Origin of the sequence: Rothia sp. HMSC065D02, assembly GCF_001815285.1 — a bacterium.
Taxonomy (GTDB): domain Bacteria; phylum Actinomycetota; class Actinomycetes; order Actinomycetales; family Micrococcaceae; genus Rothia; species Rothia dentocariosa.
In genome coordinates, this window is record NZ_KV820074.1 from 219,432 (window position 1) to 241,464 (window position 22,033).

The 22,033-nt window shown below is 55.5% G+C and carries 21 protein-coding genes, 1 tRNA gene and 1 riboswitch; of the genes, 16 read left to right on the forward strand and 6 right to left on the reverse strand.

What is annotated here, in order from left to right; translation table 11 throughout:
• Window positions 1-4 precede the first annotated feature (4 nt).
• The 6 genes from HMPREF3016_RS02195 to HMPREF3016_RS02220 all read left to right on the forward strand — a co-directional run bounded on the left by HMPREF3016_RS02195 (window position 5) and on the right by HMPREF3016_RS02220 (window position 7,318).
• The gene (locus tag HMPREF3016_RS02195; RefSeq protein WP_070739810.1) at window positions 5-3,034 is read left to right on the forward strand and encodes a type III restriction-modification system endonuclease; all 3,030 of its coding nucleotides are present in this window, start codon (window positions 5-7) and stop codon (window positions 3,032-3,034) included.
• 33 nt (window positions 3,035-3,067) lie between these two features.
• Entirely contained in the window at window positions 3,068-3,643 is a 576-nt protein-coding gene (locus HMPREF3016_RS02200) for a low molecular weight protein-tyrosine-phosphatase (RefSeq protein ID WP_246828422.1), read from the forward strand.
• A 3-nt stretch (window positions 3,644-3,646) separates the two neighbouring features.
• Window positions 3,647-4,294, forward strand: coding sequence for a nucleoside/nucleotide kinase family protein (locus HMPREF3016_RS02205; RefSeq protein ID WP_083315862.1), 648 nt, complete (start codon window positions 3,647-3,649; stop codon window positions 4,292-4,294).
• 250 nt (window positions 4,295-4,544) lie between these two features.
• On the forward strand, window positions 4,545-5,816 hold the full coding sequence (locus HMPREF3016_RS02210; RefSeq protein ID WP_083315863.1) for a multidrug effflux MFS transporter: 1,272 nt from the start codon (window positions 4,545-4,547) through the stop codon (window positions 5,814-5,816).
• 159 nt (window positions 5,817-5,975) lie between these two features.
• Entirely contained in the window at window positions 5,976-6,401 is a 426-nt protein-coding gene (locus HMPREF3016_RS02215) for a regucalcin (RefSeq protein WP_070739813.1), read from the forward strand.
• A 17-nt stretch (window positions 6,402-6,418) separates the two neighbouring features.
• Complete coding sequence (locus tag HMPREF3016_RS02220) at window positions 6,419-7,318, forward strand: aminotransferase class IV (RefSeq protein WP_070739815.1); 900 nt, start codon at window positions 6,419-6,421, stop codon at window positions 7,316-7,318.
• Between the two features lie 89 nt (window positions 7,319-7,407).
• On the opposite strand, the gene HMPREF3016_RS02225 is transcribed toward HMPREF3016_RS02220, so the two are convergent.
• The 3 genes from HMPREF3016_RS02225 to HMPREF3016_RS02235 all read right to left on the reverse strand — a co-directional run bounded on the left by HMPREF3016_RS02225 (window position 7,408) and on the right by HMPREF3016_RS02235 (window position 10,559).
• Window positions 7,408-8,208: an energy-coupling factor transporter transmembrane component T family protein gene (locus tag HMPREF3016_RS02225; protein WP_004006004.1), complete on the reverse strand. Its 801-nt coding sequence runs from the start codon at window positions 8,206-8,208 to the stop codon at window positions 7,408-7,410.
• Between the two features lie 3 nt (window positions 8,209-8,211).
• Window positions 8,212-9,870, reverse strand: coding sequence for an ABC transporter ATP-binding protein (locus HMPREF3016_RS02230; protein WP_070739818.1), 1,659 nt, complete (start codon window positions 9,868-9,870; stop codon window positions 8,212-8,214).
• Between the two features lie 89 nt (window positions 9,871-9,959).
• Window positions 9,960-10,559 carry an ECF transporter S component gene (locus tag HMPREF3016_RS02235; RefSeq protein ID WP_141757691.1) on the reverse strand — a complete coding sequence of 200 codons (600 nt, stop codon included), beginning with the start codon at window positions 10,557-10,559 and terminating at the stop codon, window positions 9,960-9,962.
• A 56-nt stretch (window positions 10,560-10,615) separates the two neighbouring features.
• Window positions 10,616-10,718: riboswitch (TPP riboswitch) on the reverse strand.
• A gap of 299 nt (window positions 10,719-11,017) precedes the next feature.
• Between HMPREF3016_RS02235 and HMPREF3016_RS02240 the strand changes: the two genes are divergently transcribed.
• The gene (locus HMPREF3016_RS02240) at window positions 11,018-11,251 is read left to right on the forward strand and encodes a DUF4235 domain-containing protein (RefSeq protein ID WP_004006001.1); all 234 of its coding nucleotides are present in this window, start codon (window positions 11,018-11,020) and stop codon (window positions 11,249-11,251) included.
• 224 nt (window positions 11,252-11,475) lie between these two features.
• Entirely contained in the window at window positions 11,476-12,870 is a 1,395-nt protein-coding gene (locus HMPREF3016_RS02245; protein WP_013398519.1) for an MFS transporter, read from the forward strand.
• Window positions 12,871-12,993: 123 nt separating this feature from the next.
• On the opposite strand, the gene HMPREF3016_RS02250 is transcribed toward HMPREF3016_RS02245, so the two are convergent.
• On the reverse strand, window positions 12,994-14,223 hold the full coding sequence (locus HMPREF3016_RS02250) for a hypothetical protein (protein ID WP_246828423.1): 1,230 nt from the start codon (window positions 14,221-14,223) through the stop codon (window positions 12,994-12,996).
• Window positions 14,224-14,256: 33 nt separating this feature from the next.
• Window positions 14,257-14,853, reverse strand: coding sequence for a dCTP deaminase (dcd, locus tag HMPREF3016_RS02255; RefSeq protein ID WP_004005998.1), 597 nt, complete (start codon window positions 14,851-14,853; stop codon window positions 14,257-14,259).
• Between the two features lie 141 nt (window positions 14,854-14,994).
• Here dcd and HMPREF3016_RS02260 point away from each other — a divergent pair.
• The 7 genes from HMPREF3016_RS02260 to HMPREF3016_RS02290 all read left to right on the forward strand — a co-directional run bounded on the left by HMPREF3016_RS02260 (window position 14,995) and on the right by HMPREF3016_RS02290 (window position 19,985).
• Window positions 14,995-15,068, forward strand: a tRNA-Gly gene (locus tag HMPREF3016_RS02260).
• A 407-nt stretch (window positions 15,069-15,475) separates the two neighbouring features.
• Window positions 15,476-16,090 carry a thiamine phosphate synthase gene (locus HMPREF3016_RS02265; RefSeq protein WP_070739823.1) on the forward strand — a complete coding sequence of 205 codons (615 nt, stop codon included), beginning with the start codon at window positions 15,476-15,478 and terminating at the stop codon, window positions 16,088-16,090.
• A 2-nt stretch (window positions 16,091-16,092) separates the two neighbouring features.
• Window positions 16,093-17,148: a glycine oxidase ThiO gene (thiO, locus tag HMPREF3016_RS02270; protein WP_070739826.1), complete on the forward strand. Its 1,056-nt coding sequence runs from the start codon at window positions 16,093-16,095 to the stop codon at window positions 17,146-17,148.
• Between the two features lie 58 nt (window positions 17,149-17,206).
• A complete protein-coding gene (gene thiS / locus HMPREF3016_RS02275) occupies window positions 17,207-17,404 on the forward strand; it encodes a sulfur carrier protein ThiS (RefSeq protein WP_048778432.1) in 198 nt (65 codons plus the stop codon).
• A 5-nt stretch (window positions 17,405-17,409) separates the two neighbouring features.
• Window positions 17,410-18,165: a thiazole synthase gene (locus HMPREF3016_RS02280; protein WP_070739829.1), complete on the forward strand. Its 756-nt coding sequence runs from the start codon at window positions 17,410-17,412 to the stop codon at window positions 18,163-18,165.
• Window positions 18,156-19,211, forward strand: a complete 1,056-nt coding sequence (locus tag HMPREF3016_RS02285) for a ThiF family adenylyltransferase (RefSeq protein ID WP_070739832.1) — start codon at window positions 18,156-18,158, stop codon at window positions 19,209-19,211. The genes HMPREF3016_RS02280 and HMPREF3016_RS02285 overlap by 10 nt, the downstream gene beginning before the upstream one ends.
• Window positions 19,212-19,430: 219 nt before the next feature.
• Entirely contained in the window at window positions 19,431-19,985 is a 555-nt protein-coding gene (locus HMPREF3016_RS02290; protein ID WP_070739836.1) for a chemotaxis protein CheA, read from the forward strand.
• Between the two features lie 128 nt (window positions 19,986-20,113).
• On the opposite strand, the gene HMPREF3016_RS02295 is transcribed toward HMPREF3016_RS02290, so the two are convergent.
• The gene (locus HMPREF3016_RS02295) at window positions 20,114-21,133 is read right to left on the reverse strand and encodes a zinc-dependent alcohol dehydrogenase (protein WP_246827967.1); all 1,020 of its coding nucleotides are present in this window, start codon (window positions 21,131-21,133) and stop codon (window positions 20,114-20,116) included.
• A 321-nt stretch (window positions 21,134-21,454) separates the two neighbouring features.
• On the opposite strand from HMPREF3016_RS02295, the gene HMPREF3016_RS02300 reads away from it, so the two are divergent.
• Entirely contained in the window at window positions 21,455-21,940 is a 486-nt protein-coding gene (locus HMPREF3016_RS02300; protein ID WP_070695837.1) for a chemotaxis protein CheA, read from the forward strand.
• Window positions 21,941-22,033 lie beyond the last annotated feature (93 nt).

Below are 22,033 nucleotides of genomic sequence, written 5' to 3' on the forward strand. Positions count from 1 at the left end.
GATTATGCAGATCAGGCTTCAAACTCTCGATCACCAACGGCGTGCGCTCGCGGCATTAACACACGTCTTTCACGGTGTAGATATAGACCGTAAGTCCATCTTAGAAGCGAACCCTGTTTTCGACCCTTCAGACCCGCAGATAATTCATAATATCCATGAACTGCAAAATGGCGCGGTTAAGGATCTAGCATCTATCCCTTCTTCCTGGAGGCAAAGGGCCACTGACAACACTCACATATTGGGTGTTGATACCAAAATGGAAACAGGTACCGGTAAAACCCTGGTCTATACCCAGTTTATGTATGAGTTAAATAGGCTCTACGGATTCACCAAATTCATTATCTTGGTACCTTCAACCCCTATCAAGGAAGGCACCCGATCCTTCATAACATCAGATTACGCCCGCCAGTACTTCGATGATATTTACGAGGGTCGTGTTAATCTTCGCCTAGACGTATTGGAATCCCAAAAACGTTCCAAGGGACGCAAAATGTTCCCCAGCGCAATCACTGATTTTGTGCAGACATCGCGCCTCACAGAAGGACATATCTCCGCACTCTTAATGACCGATAAAATGTTGCAATCCAAGGCGACAATGGGCGCAATATACGATCAGACCGTCTTGGGAATGTCTTGCAATCCCTATGAGGCACTACGCGAAACCCGTCCCATTGTTATTATTGATGAGCCGCACCGGTTCCGCCAGGAAAATAAAGCTTATCAGACAATCGTAAATGAGCTACAGCCTCAAGCGATCTTTCGTTTCGGGGCAACTTTTCCTGAGAAAGATCCTAAAGCCAAAAGCAAATCCACAGATTATAACAATCTTGTTTTTAACCTTGGCGCTGTCGAAGCTTTTAACGAACAACTCGTTAAGGGCGTTGCTGTTCAATATCCAGAGGATACGGGTCAAAAATCCACACGCTTACGTTTAACAAATATTTCCAAATCCAAGCCAAAAACCGCTAACTTCGAGAATATTGATACCAAGAAGACCCTAACCTTACATGTTGGTGATTCCCTCGCAGAAGCCAGTGGAGATTTTTCTGGAATCACTATAGAAGATATAGGCAAAACCGAAAATGCCGCCATCAAATCAGGCGTTACCCTGTCTAACGGACAGATATTAGCCGCGCGAGATACCATTACTGCGCAGGTTTACTCAGACACCTACCAGGGGGTGATGATGAAACGTGCAATAGATAATCACTTTGAAACCGAATGGGAAAATTTTCAGCGTCATGTCAAAGTCAAGACTCTCACTCTGTTTTTTATTGATTCCATTACTTCCTATCGAGGTGAAGGTGGACCCGGACACCTACGTCTACGGTTTGAAGAGCTACTCAAGGACAAACTCAAGCAAGAGATTGAGCGTCACAACCAAAAGTCTTCTGATTCAGCGGTAAGGCGGCAATATGTAGAGTACTTACAAGCTTCACTAACGAATCTACAAGCCACTAATGGCGGATATTTCTCAAATGATAATTCTTCACGTGATGAAGATATTAAAAATGAAGTAGATAAAATTCTTCGCGATAAACAATCCTTGTTATCATTTACCAACCCGGATGGAACTCCTAATACCATGCGTTTTATTTTCTCTAAGTGGACTCTGCGTGAAGGCTGGGATAATCCGAACGTTTTCCAGATCGTTAAACTGCGCTCCTCAGGCTCCGAGATCTCTAAACTCCAGGAAGTAGGGCGCGGTCTACGACTACCAATCGATGTTAATGGAACCCGTCTTTTCAATGAACAGTTCTATCTCACGTACCTAGTTGATTATACAGAGAAATCCTTTGCAGATTCACTTATTTCTGAAATTAATAATGACGTAGGTACTCCAAACCTATCCATCATAGAAAGCATTCCTGAAATCGCAAAGAACATAGGTATGACAGAAGATGAATTAGCTAAAAAAATACAAAACAGTGGATTTGTAGACTGGAAATTTAATTTACTTGAAGATAAAGAGAATGAGTTCTATAAAACGTTCCCAGAATTTGCTATCGGTAAGGTTAAGTCTGATAAAGTATTGTCTAAAGATGAAAAGGTCAAGGTAGGCATCCGCAAAGATCGTTATTATGAGCTAAAAGAGCTTTGGGAGACAGTAAATGCCAAGTGCTATCTAAGCTTGAAAAACCTCACAACAAAAGAAATTGACAAGTGTCTTGATGATATATTAATTAAAGATATTTACCGTGGCCAAAAAGGACGTATTACCCAAGAAAAGCTTACTACCGGTGAAAATGGAGCTATAACTGCATTATCTTCAACGAAAGGTATCTTCGATGTATATGATACCCTACCCTATAGTGAATGGCTCAAACAGGCACATAAACAGACGTACCTTCCTCTCGACCGGATTCATGCAGCTCTTGTACGATATAACGCCACAAAGAAACTACATGATTTTTTCTTCAATAAGAGCACTCTGAACGAGTTTGTCACACAGTTTAATGACTGGATGCAGAAGTATTTCATCAACAAATTCTCTTATACTAGTATTGGCGGACCTTTGGGGAAAACTGCTCTTACTGACGTGAATGGTAAACCGCTTGAACATATTGTCCAAGGTAACATTGGTATCTACCGTGATCAGAATGCTGAGGTACCTGAGAAGTTTCTCTATGATGCTTTTGTTTACGATTCGCACAAAGAGCAAGAAAATATTCGTGACTCCATCATGGATGAGATTGTAGTCTACGGGAAAATACCACGCCGTTCCATTAGGATACCGCTTTATTTTGGAGGAACGACTAGCCCCGATTTCATGTATGTCCTCAAAACTAAGGACGGCAAACTATCGCTAAACTTTATTATCGAAACTAAAGATTATAATTCCATGAAAGAAGTTAGCGATATAGAAGAATTACGATTTAAATCCGCTCAGGAGTTTTTTAATTCCATTAGAGAAGATAACCAAAATATTCAGATAACATTCTCTCCACAGCTCAAACGTGATGGTATTCAGGAGATGCTTGAAAATATACTTAGGACACCCCAGCAGAATAGTCAGAATAATTTAGACCAATGATGCAGCTTGGTGAGGATTACCTAGCCCTGGAGGGTGGGTGCTACACCCCAAGCTGCGTTATTCGCGGATGCCGATATTTTCCGCGCGTGGGCTCGCCGCTGGCATACACTTAAAACCATGTACCGCATCATGACTGTCTGCACCGGAAATATTTGCCGCTCCCCTGTGGGCGAGTACCTGATTCGTGAGCACGCGCGCCAGGCGGGGCTTGAGGTTGAGGTCGCGTCCTCCGCTATCACGGACTACGAGATCGGCAACCCCATCGACACCCGCGCCGGGCGCATACTCACCGCGCGCGGCATCGACCCCAGCGGGCACCGCGCATCCAGATTCGTTGCCGAAGACTTCGACCGCTACGACCTGATTCTGGCGATGGACACCCCGCACTACCTGCACCTCAAACAGCTTGCGCGCACCGAAGACGACAAAGCCAAAATCCGCATGATGCGCTCCTTCGACCCCGCAATGGCGGGCAAAAACCTGGACGAGCTGGGCATCTACGACCCCTGGTACGGGCAGATGCGCGACTTCGAGTACACGACCGAGCTTATCGACACTGCGGCGCGGGCGCTGATCGCCAAGCTGAGCGCGACCCCGCAGGAAAACTAGCGCATGGGTGTGTGGAGTATAGGTTTCGGCAACGGCTACGAGACCAACGACGTTGAAGAAATCTTGGAATTCTGCCTGAAAACATACCGCGGACTCGCCCTGCCGCCCACCGACGAAGACGGGATACCGCTCGATACCAACGCCCGCAACGACGCCGCATTACCGCTTATCATCGGTATCGACGGGCGCAGCGGAAGCGGCAAAACAAGGCTCTCTGAGCTCCTAGAGCAGTCCTTATCCGCCGAAGGAATCGGTGTGCGCGTGCTCAACCTCGATTCCATCTACCCCGGCTGGGACGGGCTGGCTGAAGGAACCAAAACCTGGCGAAAAATCTCGCGGAACCTGCGTGAAGGCAAGCCCGCCAACTACCGAGAATGGGATTGGCATGCGGATGCGCCCGGCTCCGAGCACACGATCAACCCCGTCCAGGAAACCGTCATCATCTGTGAGGGCGTGGGGGCGATCGCCGGTACCTGCAATGTGCGCATCGTGGTGAAGGCACCCGACGAGCTGCGGTACAGGCGGGCAATAGACCGCGACGGCGATATGTACCGCCCGCACTGGGAACGCTGGGCGGCGCAGGAAGAAGCCCTCCTCGCCGCATACTCCGCCACGTATACGCAGGCGGACCTCATCTACCGCACGGCGTAGCCCTCTGCCCTGCCGTTTGCTGTGCCCGTGCTTACCCTCCCCCGATATAAAGAACCTTGTTCGTGAATGAAGAGTTATAAATCCCGCTTTACGAACAAGGCTCTTTTTATGTGCCCGGCGGCGACGAAAAAGTTTAGCGCGCACGCCACTTACGCCGGATGCGCGCATCCGCTAGACTAGAAAAGTTGCGTTTCCAGCCGGGTATATTCGGCGCCGTTACGCGTTCATAAACCTAGAAAGCACTCTACCCGTGTCTTCGTCACAGACTACCTCTCAGCAGGGCCATGAGCACCCTGATCACGTTAAAGTTTCCTTCGGTATTCCTGCCCCCGTTATCGTCACCCTTGCCGCGCTGACCGCTATCGCTCCACTGGGTATCGACATGTACCTGGCTTCGCTGCCTACGGTTGCCCGCGACCTCAACACCACCGATGCCGCCGCATCTATGACCCTCAGCGCCTTCATGATAGGCATGGCGCTCGGGCAGCTTATGATCGGCCCGCTCTCCGATAAAACCGGCCGCCGCAAACCGCTTCTGATCGGTTCTGTAGTCTGCTTTATTGCGACCGCACTGTGCGGATTCTCGCCCAGCATTGAGGTCTTCATTGCGGCGCGTTTTCTGATGGGCTTCAGCGGTGCTATCGGCGCAGTACTCGCCCGCTCCATCGTTGCAGACACCACGAAGGGGCTGGCAACCGCCAAGCTCATGGGCGTCATGATGATGATTAACGGGTTTGCCCCCGTGCTGGCGCCACTCTTTGGCGGGTGGGTGCTGTCGTGGGGCACGTGGCGCAATATTTTCCATGTGCTCACTGTAGTGACTGCGCTGCTCATGCTCGCCGTGATTTTCATTCTGCGCGAGACTCTTCCCGTTGAAAAACGGTACAAAGGTACCGCGCTGAGTGTCTACTCCGAGATTCCGAAAGTGTTCAAAATCCGCCGTTACATGGGTTTTTCCCTCACCATGTGCTTTGCCTTCGGCGCAATGTTCTCGTATATTTCGGGTTCCACCTTCGTGCTCCAGAACATTTTGGGTCTCAATGCCGGGCAGTTTACCCTCGCCTTCGGGGTGAACTCCCTCGGCATTGTGGCAATGAGCTCGCTGGCAACCGCGCTGGTTGGCCGTATCGGTCAGCGCGTGATCGTCAATATCGGCGTGATTTCTCTCCTAACGGTCTCAACTCTGCTGACTATCTCATTCGCACTAGGTATTTCGCTGTGGCCCACCCTGATTCTGCTGTTCTGCCTCACCTGCTCAGTGGGCCTGATTTTCGGTAACTCCTCGGCACTGGCGCTAAACGAGGCACGCCATATGGCGGGCAGCGCATCCGCCGTCATGGGCACCATTCAGGCGCTTCTGGGCGGACTTGCCGCGCCCTTGGTTTCGCTGGGCGGCGAGGGTTCCTATATGCCGATGGCGTTCTCAATTCTGGGCTTCGCACTGATGACCGCGCTTGTGCTCTTCACAACCCCGCGTAAGGACGCCGACTATGCGGCAGACGGCGGCGAAGGTGGGCGCTAGAGCTTCGCATCGAGCGTATTAAGACATTGATACCCAAGAAGCGGGTTTTTGCCGAAAAGATGAAAAATATCATCACTTTCGAGCAAAAACCCGCTTCTCCTCGTAATCGCCCTAGCTGCTGGTATTCTGATAAATCCTAAGATTTTAAGGAGGCTGACCGTGAGCCCCAACGAAAACCTCACAAGTGCAGAGATCATCGAACGGTTCAACCACTTCTACGACTGCTGGCTGGATTCAATCACCGTAACCTATGCAAATGGAACAGCTGTTCGTCTGCGATTCTGCGCGGTGGACTGGAACCATGTAGACGGCGGCTGGGAGAAAGCCGCTAACGACGACGTCTGGCGGCATGTCACCGTAACCCTGAAAAATATTTCGGACTACCGGGTACAAGGCCCGTTCATCAGCATATGCAGCGGAGTTCATACTCTCGAACGGGACGGCAAAATCGGGCTCGACATCGAAGGATATAACGACAACCCCGAAACCTTCGAGGACATCGCCGAGGCAGACATATACTTTATCGCCGAAAGCGCCACCTGGGAGCTGGGCCCGCTCGGCGTGCACTGCTGTGAGGGCACGTGAGCCACTACACTGGAAACATGACTAATTCCGTGATGCTCCTAAATTCAGAGAACCCGCAAGGCGTTGCCGTAGACCCCACCCAACCGCTTATCGGCGTGGAAGACCAAGGATTTACCCGTGGCGACGGCGTTTTTGAGACCATGCTCGCCGTCGATCGGCGGGTGCGAAAACTTGATATGCACCTCGCCCGACTCGAATCTTCTGCGCGTATGCTCGACCTGCCCGAACCCGACCTGCACCAGCTTCGGGATGCGCTGGCAAACCTTCTCGCCCAGGCCGTATTCGGTGCCCACACGGAACTTGGCGAAGAGCATATCGTCAAAATCATTATCTCGCGCGGGCTGCCGAATGCCTCTGCGGGAATGCCCGCCGGACCATACACCCTGCTCATCGCATCCCCGGTACCCGAAACTACCGTGAACCAGCGGCAGAACGGTGTGAAGGCCATGCTGCTGCCGCGCGGGCACGACCCCGCCGACAACACCGCATACCCGTGGCTATTGGCGGGCGCGAAAACACTATCGTATGCGGTCAATATGGCGGTTTTGCGGTATGTGCACAGCCGGGGCGCGGATGATGCGATTTTTATGACCGACAACCGCCGCATTCTGGAGGGGGCAACCTCGTCGGTGCTGATGGCGCGTATCGAAAATGGTGTAAAGACGCTGTATACCCCCGAACCGAACCACGGAATCCTGCCCGGCACTACACAGGGCGCTATTTTTGAGGCGGCGCGGCGCGACGGCTGGGAACTGGGTTACGGTCCGCTGTACCCGCAGGATCTTTTCGAGTCAGATGGGGTATGGCTCGCCTCCTCGGTGCGTCTGCTCGCCCCGGTCACGCATCTGAACGGTACAGCGTTAGCGCACGATGCGCAGCTCACACACCGGTTCTTGGAATACCTGGCACAGGGCTAAGGTACAGGGAGCGGCGCAAGGCTGATACTTGCGCCGCGCCTTTACCCCGGTTTTCAGGCCCGGAGTACCTAGCGGCAACTTCAGTGCGGCTACTGCCACAAGAAACGCAAGGTTCCTAGTCCCAGCGAAACCCCGTAGGCGCACGCCACGATCACGGCGGCGGCAACCGCAACATACGCATCACGCCGGGAATAGGCGGGCACGCGGGCCCAGGAACGTTTGCCGGTACCGAAACCACGCGCCTCCATTGTGACCGCAAGGCGCGAACCGCGGCGAATTGCCTGTACCATGAGCGCGAAGGCCTGCCCTGCACCGGTTTTGATGCGCCCGAGCGGGCCCTGACCCGCACCCAGCCCGCGTGCACGCCGTGCCTGCCCCAGCGTATTCCACTCCCCAAATAGGATGCCGACAAGGCGTAACGCCGCCAACGCGGCAAGCACAAAACGGGCGGGCAGACGGAAAGTTTGGGCGAGCGAATCGCCCAGGTCGGTTGGGTCTGTTGAGAGCACAAACGCGAAGGTCGGCAGAATCATTGCCAGGGAACGAATCATCATCGAAAACGCCGCCGCGAGCGACCCTTCCGTGATGGTGTTCAGCCCAAAATCGAGTAGTACGGCACCGGTTTTATTGACCAGAATCGCCACACTCCAGCCGGTGGTCAGCACCGCGATCAGGATAGGCCAGCTGCGCGCCAGCAGATTCACAGGCCGAAACCCGACCGCAATGAACCCCAGCAACTCCAGTCCAAAGATGATAGCCGCGGTTACCTGGTCTTGAATGAGGATTGCCGCAAGAACCAGCACGCCCGCAACCACTAATTTGACACCCGCGTTAAGCCCGCCAAACCAGCTGTTGCGCTCGGCACTCGGCCCGAAAAAATCGGTATTCATGCGCTACTTCCCTTCCTGAAGACTCCGGTCTGCGGGCTCATGCGGCAAGCTTTCAAGCGTGATGCTCCGCCCGCCCAAAGCCGCCGTAAATTCGAGATCGTGAGTCACCGAGATCACCGCAACCCCCTCAGTAAGAAGCCCGCGAATCAAGCGCACCAGTTCGCCCCAGGTGCTCGCATCCTGACCGAAAGTCGGTTCGTCAAGAATCAGCACGCGCGGCGCCGTCGCCAAAGCGGATGCAACCGACAGCCGGCGTTTTTGCCCGCCCGAAAGCGTGAACGGGTTGGCATCTAAAAGCCCTTCTAAACGCAAGCGTTCGGCGAGGGATGCGGTGGCGGCGGCGAGCGCATCCTCATCAATTTTTTCGCGGCGCAGGGCGGCGAGGCGGCGTGGCCCGAGTTCGAGTTCTTCGCGCACGCTGCCGCGCACGAATTGGTATTCGGGTTCTTGGAAAACGTAGCCGATGCGCCCCAGCAACTGGGCGGGACTCCAGGAGGGAATATCCCAGCTGGCGGCTGTTTTCTCGCGGGTGAGGGAGCTTTCTGCCGTTGGGTTTTGGTCGAACTCGCGCAATGCTTCGTGGGCGTGCAGGGTTCCGTTGGGGGCGTAGAGAAGCCCGGCGAGAGTGAGTGCGAGGGTTGATTTTCCGGCGCCGTTGGGGCCGAGAATGCTCAGGTGCTCGCCTTCTCGAATGCTCAGGTTAATGCCCCCGCGCAGGGCGGGAATATCCAGGGGTACGGATGCGGGTTCCGGCATGGTTTTGAGCTGTCGTCGGCGTGCCCTTAACTGTTTCTTGCTCGGGAATTCCCGCGTAATCGCAAGGTTTTCGGCGCTTAGGAGTATTTGCCCGCTCGGTGCCGCAGCGGCGGCGGGTTCGGGAACATACCCGGGCACCCACACGCCGTTGGCGATGAGGGTTTCGCGGGCTTGGGCGAGCACGGTTTCGGGTGCACCGTCGTGGGTGATGCCTCCGTCGGCACCGAGCACGATAACGCGGTCCATATGCTGCGCCCACACGCCTACCCGGTGTTCGACGACGATCAGGGTGGCACCGGTTGCTGTGACCGCCTGCACCACGGCATCGCGCACCTGTTGAACGCCCTCGGGGTCGAGGTTCGCGGTGGGTTCGTCAAGCAGAATGGCGCGCGGGTGCATCGCCAGGATTCCGGCGAGCCCCAGGCGTTGTTTCTGCCCACCCGAAAGCGCATTCGTGGGATGCTCATGCGGCAGGTAGTCGAGCCCGACGGCGGCGAGCGCATCATCAACGCGCGCCCAGATTTCTTCGCGTGCGACCGCAAGATTTTCGGGGCCGAAGGCTACGTCATCGCCCACGCGGGCGAGCACGACCGATGATTCTGGGTCTTGCTGCATGAGCCCGATGAGTCCGCGTGCGTCTTCGGGGTCTACGCCGTCGATGCGCGCGCTACCGCTTTGGCTCTGCCCGTCGTGATCGTGCAGCACCCCGGCGATAGCGTGCAGGAGCGTTGATTTTCCTGCGCCGGAGGGCCCCAGCAGCAGTACTTTCTGCCCGGGTTCGATGCGCAGGTTCACGTTCGAGAACGCGGGTTTTTCGCGCCCGGGGTGGTGCCAACCGAAGTTGTGAAGGTCGATTGCGGCACCGCGGGCGGGCGCATCGGGGGCGGTACTGTGGGGTTCGGTCATGGTTGCACCCTGGGTTGCGGATGGTTCAGGATGTTCCGCATTGAGGGTTTGAGCGTTGAGATAGGCTGTGACATACGCCTGCCTGTCTATTATCCGCGTGCGGTACGTGCCTGCACGCCGGAGGCCAGTGAGGCGAGTACCCCGGTTTTAGCGAGTGCTTTCGTGAGTCCCCAGGAGAGTACCCCGGCGAGCACAATTCCTGAGACGACCGCACATACCACGTAGGTGACGGCTTTGAAGATTTCCATGTCTGGGTAGTAGATGATGATTTCGTTGACACCCATGAAGAGCCCGCTCAGTGCGCCCGCGAAGGCTGCCGAGCTGAGGTTCCAGATGCGGTATCCGAACACGGCGAAGGCGATTTCCGCGCCGATTCCCTGGAAGAATCCGGCGATGAGGATTGATTGGCTCCAGGCGCCTCCGGTGAGGAATACGGAGATGACGGCGGCAACGATTTCGCAGTAGAGCGCGGCGCCGGGCTTGCGGATAAGGTACCCGCCGAGCACACCGGCGAGCAACCACATACCGGCGACGATGGGGCGGTATTCGGGAACCGCCGCGAAGAGCGTTTTAGTGGCGGGGTCTACGGCAATATCCCAGATCCAGAAGATTACCGCGCAGGCGGCGGCGACCACAGAGACGATGACGATTTCATTGACCCGCCAGCTGAGGCGAGATTTTTGAGACATATTTTCCTCCCATGATTGGAAGGGGAACATCCACACCCGTTGCGGGTGGGGTGTTGAGAAAACATATTTCGACTCCCTACGCCGGTACTAACCGGATCAGGTTCGAGGGTCTGCGTTGCACTCTCAGCGCCCGTCTGCGGCGCTCCCCTGTCGTGTTGCTTCGAGAGTTCGAAGCCTATAAACGTTTACATTCTATGCTGTATGAGTCGTTTTCTGTGAGTTCGTTGAGTTTTTGAATCGGTTTATGACAAGAACGTGCGGCAGGTCGGTAATATGATTCCTTGATTTGCCGCTGGTATACGCCTTTCAGACCGGCAATACTGTGCTTTTTCTCACGTTCTAGAGTTTTTACCCCGATTTTTCGTGTATACGCGCGTTAAAACAGGTCATGTTCTCTGCATCTGAGCCGCAAAGCCGATAGGCTAGGGATAGTCACTTCTGATTTTTGAGGAGAAGATATGAATCCCGTAGCAAAGATTGCTATTACCGGTGCCAATATGGCCGCCGCCGCCCTGACAAGCAAAGGTCTTGGCGCAGCGTGGAAACGTGTGACCGGTAACGAACCTCCTACCATCGGCCCCGAGTCCGAAGACACCCTGCGCAATGTTATTGTGTGGACCGTCATCACCTCCGTGGTGGGTGCCCTGGTAAGCGTCGGTATTGCCCGCGCACAGCGCCGTTTCTTCTCATAATTTCACGGTGTAATTTGGGTGGATGCGCCACCCCCGCAGCCTTCACGCTGCAGCGGTGTGCGCATCCTTTCGATGTGCTGAATAATCTGCCCGTTCAGAAGAGAATAAGGCGCTCGGCACGCTGGAAGGCGATGCCTACGGCAGTGTCGCCGGGGTAAGCTACGAAACCAGCACCAGATTGAGGGCGCATAGCTGCGTCTTACACGAAAGTGAACACATCCGTTATGACTAGACGCATTCCCGACCACAGTACCAGCCGCCGCTCAGTTGCATCCTGGGTGCTGTGGGATGTCGGCTCGTCGAGCTTCGACACCATCATGATGACCTTCATTTTTACGGTCTACCTCACCAGCTCTTACTTTGGCTCAACCGAGGACGCTTCGGCGGCACTGTCACTGGGATTGACCATTGCCGGGTTCTGTATTGCCTTTTTCGCTCCGGTTTCGGGCCAGCGCGCCGATAAATCCGGTAAAGGTATTTTCTGGTTAGGTGTTAATACGCTTTCTCTGGTGGCGTTCTCTGGACTGTGTTTTTTCGTATTTCCCGATGAAGCGCATCTGTGGCTGGGCGTGATTCTCGTATCTGCGGCGAGTGTATTCAGCGAATTTGCGGTTGTGAATTACAACGCTATACTTCCGCGCATTTCAACCCCGAATAATATCGGTAAAATCTCTGGGATCGGTTGGTCGGCGGGGTATGTAGGCGGCCTAGTGGCCCTAATTATCGTGTTGTGGGGCTTCGTACTTGAGCCTAACGGACTGCATCTGAGCACCGACAACGCCTTCAATATTCGCGCAGTGGCACTGTTCTCCGCCCTGTGGTGCCTGATCTTCTGCACGCCTTTGCTAATTCGGATGCGCCGCCGCGAACGGGTGCTCCCGGAGGTCCTTCCCACAGGTGAACTCAGGTTCTTAGAACGCGGCCTAGCCAGGCTTTCTCCGGCACGCCAAGGCGGTCTTTTTGCAGCCTACAAGGAGCTGTGGCGCACCATTATGCGGCTGCGCACCACGGCACCGCAAACCCTTTATTTCCTGTGTGCCAGCGCTATCTTCCGCGATGGTTTAGCCGGTATCTTCACCTTCGGCGGTGTGCTGGCGGCTGGTTCCTTCGGGTTCAGCACCTCGGATGTCATTATTTTCGGTGTTGCCGCCAACGGTGTTGCCGCCGTAGGCGCGGTGCTGGGCGGGTACCTGGATGACTATCTGGGGCCCAAAAAGATTATTATTTTCTCGCTGGTGGCCATCCTAATCGCCGCCGTACCCCTGCTCTTGTTCCCCTACCCCATGACCTTCTGGATTTGCGCACTCATTCTCGCCCTCTTCGTGGGGCCCGCGCAGTCCTCGTCGCGTACCTTCTTGGCGCGCATCGCCGATCCCGGTACGGAAGGCGAGCTCTTCGGGCTGTATTCGACAACCGGGCGTGCAACCAGCTTCTTGGCGCCCATGCTGTTCGGGCTGTTTGTCACGATTTTCAACGCCCAGGTGTGGGGTATTGTCGGCATTATGATCGTGGTGTTGGCGGGTCTGCTCATGACCCTGCCGCTAGAATCGCCACAAGCGCTGCACCTGCGCAAGGCACGCCGCGCCGAAAAGAAAGCGGCCAAGGCGGCGCAGCGGTAGTTCTTTACTCGTCCCCCCCCCAGACCTGCAAGTCTTAACCCACGAGCAGATAATATTTTGACGGGCAGATAACAATCCGTTATCTGCCCGTCAAAATATTATCTGCTCTCGTACTGGGTTTGTTTAGTTCGAGTCTTCTTCGGTATACAGCGGATCATCTACGGTGCGCATTGTGAGTATGCCGCTATCGGAGAGCTGCTCAACGACCTGGCGATGCGCGTCCTCGGGTAGCCCTTCAAACAACTCACGCATGACTTCGTAGTGTTCCCGCACCGTCAGTTCGTGAGCGGCGTTAATCCAACACTCCGCCGCGAATGCAGAAAGCTCATCCAGTGAATCTCCGTGATGCAGTAGGAATCTTTCTCCATCCACCAGGTACCCGGTGGTGCCGAACATGCGCTGAAGAACCTGCGTGCCGTTAGGGTATACGTTCGGCAGACGGTCGGGTACCTCAAAGGTCTCGTAGTCGTCCACTCTATCGGAGTTCGGGAGCACAGCATCTTCGGCGAGAAGTTCACGCACGAGCGGCTCAATATCTTCAACCTCGGAATACACCAGCCGCCATACGCCGCCGCACTGCTCAAACAGGCGAATAATCGAGAGCACCCCCTCGGGGTTGAGCGCCACGCCGGAGGTCTGCTCGGCAATCGACATGAGCGCATCCCCCAGGCTCACACGCTCAAGATAGGGCTTCGTGGGCTCGTCAGTGCGCCCCACTATGACGACGCGAGCGGCTGTATAACTCGTATCCTCACAGTTCGCCGCGTTCAGACCCAGCTCCACAGGGTTACGCTGTTCCTTTGGCTCGTCGTCAGAGACCACCAGCGACAGCGGCTTCGGGTAGGGGTAAATCTCACGGTCGGCACCCACGATCGTGGTTTCGTCCGTCAGATAGGTGAACTTCTTCCCCAAATACTGTGCGGCGGTCGTCTTCCCTCGCCCCGAAGCACCCACCAGCACCAGCGCGCGCTTCGTGGCGGGATCGCCAATGGCGGCGGCGTGCAGCATGGTGCGCTTACCCGCCAACTGCTGAATCATAGCAACCGTCAGATTAGACGTCAGAGTCTCCAACGCCTGCTTCTCGTTCTGAATATTAAGAATCTGCAGAATCCCAAACGGGTTCACCAGGTCGGGATGCTCATCAAACAGATTCACGCTCCCATCCGTGAGCACAATAGCGTGCGCCACAGACTGGGTTGCCTCAAGGGCATCGTGCACACTATCGAAGAGGCGCGGGGATAGGCTCCCCCAGGTCTGTACGATCTGCTCGCGCAGCGCATCGGGAACACCGGGACCAAAAATAACCTTCAGATCGGCACCGGCAGGGTTTAAAGCCATTGTCTTGAACGACAAGGTATCTCCTTGAAAAAATCATGCGGACGGCGACTAGTCGCCAGATTTCTCAACGGGGATCTCTGTACGGTGAAAGTTCAGGTAACTGCGCGATGCGGTCGGCCCGCGCTGCCCCTGGTAGCGGTTTCCGTATGCGCCGGAACCATACGGATGCTCAGTCTCGCTTGTGAGCCGGAAGAAACACAGCTGACCGACCTTAGACCCGGGCCACAGCATAACCGGCAGGGTCGCCATATTAGACAGTTCCAGGGTCACGTGCCCTGAAAATCCGGGGTCAATGAACCCTGCGGTTGAATGGGTCAAAAGCCCCAAACGCCCGAGTGAAGACTTACCTTCCAGGCGAGCCGCCACATCCGCAGGCAGGGTCACCTGTTCGTAGGTGGAACCGAGCACAAACTCGCCCGGATGCAGAATAAAAGGCTCGTCGGGGGCAACTTCCACCAGGCGAGTCAGTTCTTCCTGCTCCTGCGACGGGTCAATATGCGGGTACTTATGGTTGTCAAACAGACGGAAAAAGCGGTCGATGCGCACATCGACGCTCGCCGGCTGAATCATCGAATCGTCAAACGGCTCAAGTACGATACGGCCGTCAGCAATTTCTCGTCGAATATCGCGGTCTGAAATAAGCACACTCTAAGGATACCGACTCCAGACTCCATACTTCACCATTGCTCAAAAAGAACAGCCAACAAATCAAAAATAAAAATCTGCGGCAAAGTGTGCGAACCGAGGCAGCACACGCTACACTAGGTTAAGTCCGATCACGGATGCGCGGCTGTAGCTCAATGGTAGAGCGCACGCTTCCCAAGCCTGATACGCGGGTTCGATTCCCGTCAGCCGCTCCACTTGTGTCTCCAGCCTAACGGCTGGGGACCTCTTTTTTAGGCTTCCAGGAATCGCTTCCAGGCGCGGATTTGGTACCTCGCCCGCTCGGAGTCCGCACCCTCCAGCCCGTCAGCCGCTCTTAAAAGCTCTGCTATTTACCAGGGCTTTTCATTTTCCTCAGCTAGCCCCGCGAGCAGGTAGTTTTTGACCCTAGCAGGTAGTATTTTCCTACCTTTTCGGTCAAAAACTACCTGCTCGCGGATTCAGGCAGCATGTCAAAGCAATAAAAACGCCGCCAAGAACCACGACGAAGGTTCTGTGCTAGCCTGAATGAGAAATATCTGCGTGTGCCGCATCGTCGCAAAATCACCGCAACGCCCGCGTGAGCACGCAGGAAGTACTACTTTCACAGTCGAATCGTGGTCCTATGACAACCAACAGCACCGCCGAAACCGCCACCCCCTTAGACCTTTCGCTGTACCTGGTCACCGGCGAAAACCCCGTCGAAACGGTGCGGCGGGCACGGCACGCCACCTGCATACAGGTGCGTTCCAAACCCATCAGCGCCCGCGACCTGTATGCCCTTGCCGAAGAGATTGCGCGCATCGCGCTCCCCCACCAGAAGATACTCATTGATGACCGGGTGGATGTTGCCCTTGCCCTGCGCGCTCGCGGGGTGCGCATCGACGGGGTACATATAGGTCAAGACGATCTGCCCGTCGCCGATGCCCGCCGTCTGCTGGGCGAGCACGCCATTATTGGTCTCACCACCGGTACCCGTGAGCTTGTTGAGCGCGCCAACACCGTTGCGCACCTGATCGACTACATTGGTGCCGGGCCGTTCCGCCCTTCCCCGACCAAAGCCTCGAACCGCCCGCCGCTGGGTATTGAAGGGCTGCGTGAACTTGCCGAGCTCTCGAAGGTTCCGGTAGTCGCCATCGGCGATATTTGGCCACAAGACTGCCCGAGCATCCGCGAAACAGGAGTTGCCGGGGTTGCAATGGCACGAGCCTTCGTGGAAAACCCGGAGTTGCAGGCATAATCATGGCAGAGGCTATTACCGTGGTGGGCGGCGGAATTATTGGGCTGATAACCGCCTTTGAGCTGACCGAACGCGGTCAGCAGGTGCGCGTCTATGACCCAACCCCCGGCGAGTGCGGCACGGGTGCCAGCTATTTTGCGGGTGGAATGCTCGCGCCTATTGCCGAAGTGCAGTTTCAGCAGGATGCGCTTTTCCCGCTCATGGTTGCCAGTGCGGATGCGTACCCTTCGCTCATGCGCAGGCTCGCCGCAGTGACGGATGCACCCACCGGCTACGATACGACCGGCACGTTGGTGGTGGCGAGTGACCGTGCGGATGCGGCGCATCTACGCGATGTTTCTGACTATTACCGTTCGCTCAACCGCAGTGCTGAGGCGATTCCCGTGAGCCGGGCGCGTGTCCTAGAACCTGCACTTGCCCCGGATTTGGCGGGTGCGGCGTTGATTGAGGGCGATCATCAGCTGGCGCCTCGGCTGTTTATGCAGGCTCTCGTGAAGGCGTTGAGGGCGCGCGGGGTCGAGTTTGTGCGTGAGCGTGTGACTGATCCGGATTTTGGGGATATTGTGTGCACCGGTTTGGGTGCGGCGGGGCAGTATCCGCTGCGGCCGGTCTACGGTGATATTCTACGTTTGCAGACACCGCATCCGCTGGTGGAGCATGTGGTGCGCGGGTTCGTGAACGGGCGACCCGTTTATGTGATTCCACGGCCTGGCGGTGAGGTGTGTATCGGTGCGACAAGCCGCGAGGACACGCGTACCCGCCCCGGTGTGGACGGCGTGTATCAGCTGCTCAAAGATGCGATTCGGGTGGTTCCTGCGGTGGAGGAATGCGAGCTCATTGAGGCGAATGTGGGGGTGCGCCCCGGGACCCCGGATGATCTGCCGATCTTTGGCTATCGCATCACGGCGACCGGGCGGCGGCAGCTGATCTCAAACGGGTACTTTCGGCACGGAATTTTACTGGCGGCACTCGCTGGGAAAGCCGGTGCGGAGGTGTTTTTGGGCGAGGATATTCCGCCGGAGTTCGCGCCCTGCTCGCCGAAGAGGTTTGAGCGCTAATACGCGATTTGCTACAACATACCACCAGTTTGTGCACCAGAAACGAGAGGAATAACCCATGAAAATAACCTATAACGGCACATTATTAGACATTTCGACCACGAATCTTGAGGCGCTGATTCTTCAGCAGGCGGGCACCGATCAGGGGGTCGCCGTCGCACTCGATGGTGCTGTGGTGCCGCGTTCACGGTGGGCGAGTACCGAAGTGCCCGAGGGCGCTAGGGTCGATGCGCTGACCGCAGTTCAGGGCGGGTAGAGACCATGATTATTGCTGAGAAAGAGTTCTCATCCCGGCTCATTATGGGTTCTGGGGGCGCCACCAGCATGGACCTGCTCGAAAAAGCGCTGGTCGCATCCGGAACCGAGATGACCACGGTCGCGATGCGCAGGCACGCCTCGGGTACCCCTATTTTTCCGCTTCTGACCAGGCTAAATATTGCGCCTCTACCTAATACGGCGGGGTGCCGCACCGCGCGCGACACCGTTATCACCGCCCGGCTCGCGCGCGAAGCCTTGGGGACTCAGTGGATTAAGGTTGAGGTGATTAGCGATGAAGACACCCTGCTGCCGGATGTGTGCGAGACCGTGACCGCCTGCGAAACGCTGGTGGCAGAAGGGTTCACGGTCATGGCGTACACCTCTGATGACCCGGTGATCGCCAAACGTCTAGAGGATGTGGGCGTCGCGGCGGTCATGCCGCTCGGCTCACCCATCGGCACGGGGCTGGGCATTTTGAACCCGCACAATATTGAGCTGATTTGCTCCCGCGCCACGGTTCCGGTGCTGCTGGATGCGGGGGTTGGCACCGCCTCAGACGCCGCGTTTGCTATGGAACTGGGCTGCTCGGGTGTGCTGTTGGCCTCGGCGGTCAACCGTGCGCAGGACCCGGTGGCGATGGCGCAAGCCATGAAAGCCGCCGTTGAGGCAGGCTATCTGGCGCGAGGCGCGGGCAGGATTCCCCAGCGCGAGCACGCGAAGGCTTCCTCCCCTGCGGAGGGTCTGGTGTCATGGATGTGACCTCACATGATCGCCCTTCGGTGCCTGAAGTGCCGCAGATTCTAGCGCCAAAGAACCCCGCGCAGGCACAGGATCTCGAAGCGGAGCGTGTATCGCGGCAGGATCGTCTGCCTGGTTTCGACCAGCAGGCGGTTGCCAATGCGCATGTGCTCGTTATCGGTGCGGGCGGTCTGGGGTGCCCGGTGGTGCAGGCGCTTGCCGCCGCCGGGGTCGGGTCGATTGCGCTCGTTGATCACGATGTGATTGAACTGTCGAATCTGCAGCGCCAGCCATTGTTCGGTCTCGCCGATTGTGGCCGGGCGAAGGCTGAGGTTGCCGCGCATCGTGCCCGCGAGATCGCCCCGGCGCTGAGGGTGACGGTGTATCGGCGGTACCTGGAGGAATCCTGGATTCTTGACCTGTTCGCCGAGGAGAACCCTGCGGTGATCGTCGATTGTACCGATACCTTTGCTACTAAATATCTGATTGCCGACGCCGCCGAGATAACCGGTATTCCGCTGGTGTGGGGGTCGGTGCTGCGGTATCAAGGCAGCGTGAGCGTCTTCCGCACAGGGTCGGCGCATCTGCGCGATCTGTTCCCCACAACCCCAAAGACGCTGGAATCCTGCGCCGAGGCCGGGGTGCTGGGCGCTACCACGGCGGTTATCGGATCGCTCATGGCGACGGAAACACTCAAGTTCCTGGCGGGGCTGCCGACGCTTGAGGGGCGGCTGCTCACCTACGAGGCGTTGAGCAGTACCTTCCAGAATTTTGCGCTCTCCCCAGACCCGGAGCGTGTGCCCGTGACGGATTTGAGCGCCTATGAATTGCCGAAAATTCTGCTGGATGTGCGTGAGCAGAGCGAACGCGAAATCCAGGTGAAGTACCCGGATTCCCTGCACCTTCCGCTGTCTGCAGCTACCGAGGATGCAGTGCGCGCCATGTTGAAACCGTTCGCCGGGGAGCCTGTGGGCGTATTTTGTAAGTCCGGGGCACGCGCAGCGAAGTTTATAAAGGATTGGGATGCGGTTGCGGAAGAACACAATATAACGCTGGTTGGAATTTAGTATTTATATTTTCTCTTACTGAAAAGATCCTTGATAATGAATAATCAGCAAAATTTTATTCATTATCAAGGGTCTTTTAAATATATAACAATATTGAATAAATTATAGATAGCTTTCATGCATACTTTAGTGGATTAAAACTATGGTTGCAATCCTCCGATAATTAATTTTAGGGTGGAAATGCAGGAATTATCCGCAGTGCAGACGAAAGGATGCATTATGTCACTCGAAAACACCAATCTTTCTCGCCGTAAGCTCCTCAAAGCAAGTGCTATAGGTGTTCCCGCCGCAGGCATGCTCGCCTTCGGCTCCACCCTCGTGACCGCAACCTCCGCAAACGCCATCTCCGCCGACGGCTGGTGGGGGTCCGAGACCTCGCTCGGGTTGCAGGAATTCATGAACACCATCATGACCGCAACCGAAGATGGAGAAGTAACTGCAATCCCCACAGTTGTTGACGGAGTCATCAGCTCCCAACCTTCGAGCATGGCACCTGCTTGCCCCGGAATCATCGGCGGCTGGGAATGGGTAGAATCCAATCAAGCAACAGGCTCCCCCACTATTAGCGTTATGAACGCATGGCTGGATGGCGTATCCCCTAAACAATATGCAGGATTTAAGGCCGGTTATACCTGGAAGGGTTCTTCCAAGATCGGCTACGGTATCATCAAACGCCTACAAGCACACTACAGTGTCTCTCAGGACGGTCGCCTCGACGGCCCATCCCAGACCATCATGGCCCTGCAGAACGAAATCAACCAGTACGTCGGTTAACACCTTCTAGCCATATAACGATCGACTACTGGGAGTCGATAATAAGAAGACTCTTTATTCCGCTAAAGCGGATTCTCATGCTTTAGTGAAATAAAGAATCTTTTTATGCAGCAAGTGAGGAAATTATACTAATCGATACTCAGCATAACCTTGGGGCGTTCCCGCTCCCCTGCTTCCAATCGCTCGAAAGCGGCCTGCGCATCGTCGAGGCTGTAGCTGCAATCGATGAGTGTGCCCAGCTCGTCCCGATGCTCCCGCACGAACTGCGCGGCAGCCGCATAGTGGTCGATGCCGTGACGGATGCCCACCAGGTACTGCCCCCTCAGGGCAAGCTCCGAGGCGTCAAGATCGGTCTGCACAGGCGGGAAACCAATCAGCACCGCCGCACCTCCATTCCTCAGCAGGGACGGCGTAGCTTGCAGCGCCGCAGCAGAACCGGAGCACTCCCACACAGCATCCCAGTCTCCGGCGGGGAGCGCGTCCACCGTTTTATAGGCCCTAATCCCAAGCTCGGCAAGATGCACGGGCTGCGAGGGATCAACGACCGCGACCTCAACGGGGTACTGCTTGAGTACCAGCGCCGCGAGGGTGCCGATCGTGCCACCGCCCAGCACGAGTACCCTATCGCCGGGTTCTGGGGTGGCTTTCGCTAGACCCTCCAAAACCGTCACAAGAGGTTCGATCAGAATATATTCGGGATGCGGCTCTGCACCCGAACCGTCGTCAATAACGGTCAACACATGCGCTGGCATTACAAGCTTTTGTGCCGCTGCCCCGCCATGCTTATAGAGACCGACTTCGCGCAGGTTCGTGCAGAGGTTACGCCGCCCACGCTGGCAGAAATCGCAGGTCAGGCAGGGAATCATGGTGCTTCCGGTGACCACGGCACCGGTTTTTAATCGACTGTTGTGAGCGGTCTGCGGCGGGGTCTCAATCACACCCACCCACTCATGTCCGTAATGATGAGGGTACTCGGTCAGACCGCGCCGCAGATAGTTTGAGGTACCGTCGTACAGTTCAAGGTCGGTCCCACAGATGCCCGCATAGGCAACTCGAATGAGGGCCTCATCGGGTTGTTGGGGGTGTGCATCTTTAATATCGCGCGCTTCGACGCTCCGAATTCCGGTGATAAAACTGGCTTTCATCATTATCTCTCCCTGCATTCTACTGCGGTCTCTTTAGAGTATCGATCCACAATAGACGAGTTCAAGGAACTATAACACCGCTGGGGCATAATATTTTATTTTTCGTACATCATTCATTAAATAAACATATTATACAACTCTTTAAAATGCTTAAAAATTTTATTCGTATATAATAATATTTCGCTCATGAATATACTCAGAAAAAGTTTAAAAAGTTTTTATTTAACTTTATAGAAGAATAAATTTAGGGTTGATATTTGTCGATGAATCCTTTTACAGTGAAAATGCAGGAATAACCTGCATCACCGATGAAAGGATATTTTCATGTCCCTCGAAAGCGCTAATCTTTCCCGCCGCAAGTTGCTCAAGGCAGGTGCCATAGGCGTCCCTGCAGCAGGTGTGCTCGCCTTCGGCTCCACCCTGGTCACCGCAACCTCCGCTAACGCCATCTCCGCCGACGGCTGGTGGGGTTCCGAGACCTCATCCGGTCTGCAACAGTTCATGAATACTGTCATGAACGCTGGCCTTGTCGTTGATGGAGTCATTAGCTCCCAGCCTTCAAGCATGGCACCTGATTGCCCCGGAATTGTCGGTGGCTGGGAATGGGTACCTAAGGGGCAGGAAATGGGTTCTCCCACCATTGCTTGGATGCAAAAATGGCTGCGTGCAGAGTCAGTAAGCGGCACGATTTCTTCATATGATGTAATCCTCTTGGAGACTCACTATAATATCAATCCTAAGGATGGTCGCCTCGACGGTCCCTCCCAGACAATCATGGCTCTCCAGAACGAAATCAACCAGTACGTTTAATTTAGACTCTTCGTACAATTCCTAGCTGGGGCGCTTTTCTTCTTATGAAATGTACCCCAGCTAGGTATTTGTTATTTGTCTCTTTACATATCT

Bases quoted from the DNA above. Each gene is read 5' to 3' on its own strand.
- HMPREF3016_RS02290 (WP_070739836.1), top strand. From the start codon at position 19,431: ATGTCACTCGAAAACACCAATCTTTCTCGCCGTAAGCTCCTCAAAGCA.
- HMPREF3016_RS02220 (WP_070739815.1), top strand. From the start codon at position 6,419: ATGACTAATTCCGTGATGCTCCTAAATTCAGAGAACCCGCAAGGCGTT.
- HMPREF3016_RS02235 (WP_141757691.1), bottom strand. From the start codon at position 10,559: ATGTCTCAAAAATCTCGCCTCAGCTGGCGGGTCAATGAAATCGTCATC.
- HMPREF3016_RS02265 (WP_070739823.1), top strand. From the start codon at position 15,476: ATGACAACCAACAGCACCGCCGAAACCGCCACCCCCTTAGACCTTTCG.
- HMPREF3016_RS02205 (WP_083315862.1), top strand. From the start codon at position 3,647: ATGGGTGTGTGGAGTATAGGTTTCGGCAACGGCTACGAGACCAACGAC.
- HMPREF3016_RS02225 (WP_004006004.1), bottom strand. From the start codon at position 8,208: ATGAATACCGATTTTTTCGGGCCGAGTGCCGAGCGCAACAGCTGGTTT.
- HMPREF3016_RS02245 (WP_013398519.1), top strand. From the start codon at position 11,476: ATGACTAGACGCATTCCCGACCACAGTACCAGCCGCCGCTCAGTTGCA.
- HMPREF3016_RS02230 (WP_070739818.1), bottom strand. From the start codon at position 9,870: ATGACCGAACCCCACAGTACCGCCCCCGATGCGCCCGCCCGCGGTGCC.
- HMPREF3016_RS02300 (WP_070695837.1), top strand. From the start codon at position 21,455: ATGTCCCTCGAAAGCGCTAATCTTTCCCGCCGCAAGTTGCTCAAGGCA.
- HMPREF3016_RS02195 (WP_070739810.1), top strand. From the start codon at position 5: ATGCAGATCAGGCTTCAAACTCTCGATCACCAACGGCGTGCGCTCGCG.
- HMPREF3016_RS02240 (WP_004006001.1), top strand. From the start codon at position 11,018: ATGAATCCCGTAGCAAAGATTGCTATTACCGGTGCCAATATGGCCGCC.
- HMPREF3016_RS02280 (WP_070739829.1), top strand. From the start codon at position 17,410: ATGATTATTGCTGAGAAAGAGTTCTCATCCCGGCTCATTATGGGTTCT.
- HMPREF3016_RS02295 (WP_246827967.1), bottom strand. From the start codon at position 21,133: ATGATGAAAGCCAGTTTTATCACCGGAATTCGGAGCGTCGAAGCGCGC.
- thiS (WP_048778432.1), top strand. From the start codon at position 17,207: ATGAAAATAACCTATAACGGCACATTATTAGACATTTCGACCACGAAT.
- thiO (WP_070739826.1), top strand. From the start codon at position 16,093: ATGGCAGAGGCTATTACCGTGGTGGGCGGCGGAATTATTGGGCTGATA.
- HMPREF3016_RS02285 (WP_070739832.1), top strand. From the start codon at position 18,156: ATGGATGTGACCTCACATGATCGCCCTTCGGTGCCTGAAGTGCCGCAG.